The organism is Companilactobacillus bobalius, assembly GCF_009764355.1.
The window spans coordinates 1-4,487 of the sequence record NZ_LNUA01000034.1; the positions used below are offsets into that span (position 1 = coordinate 1).

Genomic DNA, 4,487 nt, shown 5'->3' on the forward strand with positions numbered 1-4,487 from the left:
AGATTTATGCCTGTCGAATTCCTGTGAGCTTTCAGGGGCTTTTTTAGACGGTTCTTTTAGTCCTGCACGCTCTAGCCACTTTTCAGGTAAATTAATACCTAGTTTTTTGTGTAGAAACTCATCAACATTGCGCACAATGTCTTGAAGTGTTCCGACTAACTTTCGCAAACGAACATTTTCTCTTTCGAGGTCATTATATTCCCACGTTGTTCTAGTCAGTTTATCTCCTAACGAGTCGGCTTCACGCCTTGCTCTAGCATGCATTTGATTGTAATTATCACTAAAAGACGCCCGTTGTTCCAAATCAGCGAGATCAGATTTATCAACCGTGACTTTATTTTTATTCATCAAGGTGGGTTTACTAGCAATTTTTTTGTTATCCCGTGGCTTGATTTCATCAAGCTGTTTTTTTGTATGTGCAAGCTTTACTTGTGTCTCTTGTTTTTCGGTCTCTATTTTTTTCAATTCTTCCCGCATAGCTTTGTATTCGGGTACTGATAAGTTCTTACGCTCTTTATTTTTGTTGCCACGTTCAACATCAAAGCCATTTTCTTTGAGGTACTGTGGGAATTCCTCTTGAATACGTTGTAAGGCTTCACGATTGAATATACGCTTAGCTGAGAGCTTTTTATCATCATCAAAGGGCACAATGCCCATATGCATGTGTGGGGTCTTTTCGTCCATATGAACGACTGCATAGCGAATATTTTCGTCACCATAGTTATCTGCAAAATATTGTTTGGCTGTTTCAAAATATTTGCGGGTTTCGGCTTCGTCTAATTGCTCAAAAAAATCTTTGTCACTGGTTAGAATCCATTCATTGACTAAAACAGCGTCTTTGCGAACTGCCCGCTTACTCGCTTTGTTTTCGTTGATATAGGCTTCAATATCCGTTTTAAAATTATCAGTGCGCCCAACCACCAAATCATAATTCAGGTGGGAGCGGGAAACATCAATATCTTCGTTGCTGTGATTAGTCGTTTTCCGTTGGTCATGATTGCCAATGCCGACTAAATTATCAGCTTTTAATTTCGTCATTCTAGCCACTGCAAAACTCATTGTATGCACCTCATTTCGGAGTTATCTTCCAAGTAAAGTATAACACACTATACTTTACATTCGTAAAGGTGTGCTCTCCGAGGGTCAAAGCAAGAACCTGGCTTGTGCCAGATTCCCAAAGTCAAAAGCAAAAAAATAACCGCTGCTGCCGTTTCTTTTTCCTAGTAACAGAAATGAGATTTTCACCTTTGCGCTTTTCCGCAACGGTTGCAAATTCATTCCCAAGATCAAGTAAAAAAACCATGGGCTTTGCCCAAACCCACGAGGGAAAAATTTCCCCTCGACCCCCTCCAAAAAACTCCCCCAACCCCCTCACTTTTTGAGGGGGCTCCCTCGCCGGTTGGCAGGACAAAACAAAGTTTTGTCAATGCCGAGAGGGTGGAAAATCAGTGGCTCGTATCAACTCCTTAAATTCCTTCCGCTTTGCTCCAGTCAGACATTTACCGTTGACACTTCCCGTTTATCTTTCCTTCTGGCCAAATAAAAAAAGAGTAGCCGTAGCCACTCTTAATTTTACTTATTCAACAATCGCGCCCGATTGCGGCATACTTAAAAATAATCTCAATATTTTTTTGATCTTCTATTCCTCGATTATTCCATATCCTTCTGGTGCAGGAATCCCATGTTCTGCAGAACGACTGACTGATTCCCACTCTTTCCATGTAGATATACGTTTTTCTGCATTTTCAACAGCTAAATCATAAACAAGGCTTCCTAGAATCAATCGGAGAGGCGGATTCTCACTATTAACCAGTTTCATTATAGCTTCGGCAGCCAACTTAGGGTCACTATCAACTGATTCGGTTGAGTTTTGTTGAGCCAACTTCTCACGTAATGAATCATACTCTTTGTTCTGTGTGGTAAAACTCATTTTTAAGTATAGATTCGTCCAATAGCCTCCGGGTTCAACGATAGATACCTTTACACCAAAATGTGCAGCTTCTTGTGCTAATGCCTCGCTAAATCCTTCTAAAGCAAATTTGCTAGCACTATAGATTCCCGACATTGGACCAGTAATCAGTCCACCAATACTAGATATCTGTATAATATGACCTGATCCTTGTGTCCGTAAGTACGGCATAGCTGCTTGACAAATCCAAATTGCACCATAGAAATTAGTCTCCATTTGACTTCTAACTTCATCTTCACTAAATTCTTCAATCATTCCCAATACCATATTTCCTGCATTGTTAATGACAATATCGATCCTTCCAAAATGTTTAATGGCAGTTTCCACTGTAGTAAAAACAGCACTTCTATCAGTAACATCAAGACTTAACGGAAGTAACATTCCTTCAAACTGGTATTTTAACTCATTAAGTTTTTCAATATTTCTAGCAACACCAACAACCTTATCTCCTGACTCTAGTACTTTTTTAGTGAACTCGTATCCTAGTCCACTGCTCGCTCCTGTAATAAACCATACTCGTGTATTTTCTACGTTACTAAATGTCATAAATAATTTCCTCCATTAATCATGTAATATTTAGGTAGCAATTACCCGATATAAAAAAGGGTGAGTACCAAATATTTTATCCAAAAAAGGCTCAGCAAAAAGGGAAAACAAAAAAACGCAAAACGTAATAGAAAAAGGTATCCAAAATGCAGTTTTATTTCTGTTTTTCATCTCTAATCTCCTTATCGTTCAATATTTCGCCCGTTTCTTTATCAATATCGCCCCTGCCGTATCTTCGTTCTTGATAGACTGCGTCAAAATATAGCCTTACCAAGGCAGTATGCGCACGCAAAACGGAGTTAATTATTTTCATACTAGGAAGCCCATACTCATTACCATGAACTCTAACAAAACGCTTCAATTCACGTATATTAGCTATCCCATATTCATCAATCAAATCACAGACAGTATTCAACATATCGTCTTTATCTTCCACATCAAGCGATATATATCTATCAATATCAAAATTATTAATCAGCGTAATATCTTGTTTATTATATTTATGCTTTTTCTTCTCGATAGCGTCTTTCGACTCATGAGTAAGATATAAATACATACTTGTCATACTTCTGATGACTATTTGTACTTTAGCAATACTCTGATCGCCTAGAAGCTGTTTAATTTTGTACCGAACACTATCAGCAGTAACTGGGTTTTTAGCCACATAGACAACATGATAATGTGGCTTTTTAAAATCTTGTCCTGGCACAGTACTTTTATCTTTATCATGCAATGGACTAACAGCAATTGGGACACCAATTAATTCCAATTTCGACTTCCAATCTTCTGGAATAGATTCGGGATATAACAAAAAGGTGAAGTATCTTGATTTGTCTTTTGCCATAATGGTAGAATAACCTTGTTAGAACAACAATGTTTAGCGGAAACTTTCGTCTTGCCCAAGCCGAGTTTTCGCTTATTTTTTTTGTTCTAATTCCTTTCTTGAATAATCTTCTAAAGCTAAAGCTAAAATCGCAGACTTGGAAAAACCTTTTTCTTTCGCAAGTTTTTCCAAAGTAGAATACTGGTCTTCAGTTAAACTGACCGTAATTCTTTTTTTATTTGTAGCCATATTTTTTACTCCAAACTAAATTAATTTTAAGTACACCACTATTATGCGTTTTTGCAACATTATTGTCAACAATATGTGCTAGAAACCTCTATTTTGCTAAAAACTCGCTAAAAACTCGCCAAAAACTCGCCGAGATATAAAACTCTGTAACCATTGATATCAAAGGCTTAAAATCACTTTTTTATCAAAATTGGCACTCGGCACTTAAAAGGGGGGTCGTAGTACGGGAGCGAAAATCGCTCCCTGCCCCCTGATTTTCAAAATTTTTATTCCACTCAAACCAAAATATGGGCTCCGCCCAAACCCGCAAGCTGTGTCAGCTTGACCCCATAAATGAGCGGGAGCTCCCGCTCAAACTCACCCCGCACTCGCCGTGGGGCAGGCAAAAAAAGCAGGTGTGCTTTTCTTTGCATGCGCAAAAGTGTTTTATCCGCTAGTCTATCAACTCCTTAAAGCCTCAAAAAAGGGGCTAACTGCTAAAGCAGCAAGCCCCTTTAATTCGATTTACCGTTGACAGACACAAAGTTAACTACGTTCAATCTAGTGAGATGTTAAATTAAGCTCTTAAACGCCATTTTAAGCCCATATAAGTGTTTTAAAGATGTGGACCGCCTAATTCATCAGATTTATGCCTGTCGAATTCCTGTGAGCTTTCAGGGGCTTTTTTAGACGGTTCTTTTAGTCCTGCACGCTCTAGCCACTTTTCAGGTAAATTAATACCTAGTTTTTTGTGTAGAAACTCATCAACATTGCGCACAATGTCTTGAAGTGTTCCGCCTAACTTTCGCAAACGAACATTTTCTCTTTCGAGGTCATTATATTCCCACGTTGTTCTAGTCAGTTTATCTCCTAACGAGTCGGCTTCACGCCTTGCTCTAGCATGCATTTGATTGTAATTAT

The 4,487-nt window shown here is 38.5% G+C and carries 4 protein-coding genes and 1 pseudogene; all 5 read right to left on the reverse strand.

Features of this window, described 5'->3' with window-relative positions:
* Window positions 1–1,059 (reverse strand): MobV family relaxase (gene mobV / locus ATN92_RS12230; protein ID WP_158106786.1); only part of this gene is annotated, 1,059 nt, incomplete at its 3' end.
* Window positions 1,060–1,639: 580 nt separating this feature from the next.
* A complete protein-coding gene (locus ATN92_RS12235; RefSeq protein WP_012478242.1) occupies window positions 1,640–2,515 on the reverse strand; it encodes an SDR family oxidoreductase in 876 nt (291 codons plus the stop codon).
* 154 nt (window positions 2,516–2,669) lie between these two features.
* A complete protein-coding gene (locus ATN92_RS12240) occupies window positions 2,670–3,359 on the reverse strand; it encodes a replication protein (RefSeq protein WP_012478241.1) in 690 nt (229 codons plus the stop codon).
* A gap of 72 nt (window positions 3,360–3,431) precedes the next feature.
* A complete protein-coding gene (locus tag ATN92_RS12245) occupies window positions 3,432–3,587 on the reverse strand; it encodes a ribbon-helix-helix protein, CopG family (protein ID WP_004906453.1) in 156 nt (51 codons plus the stop codon).
* A gap of 595 nt (window positions 3,588–4,182) precedes the next feature.
* Window positions 4,183–4,487, reverse strand: a pseudogene (locus ATN92_RS12250) (MobV family relaxase); the annotation flags it as partial.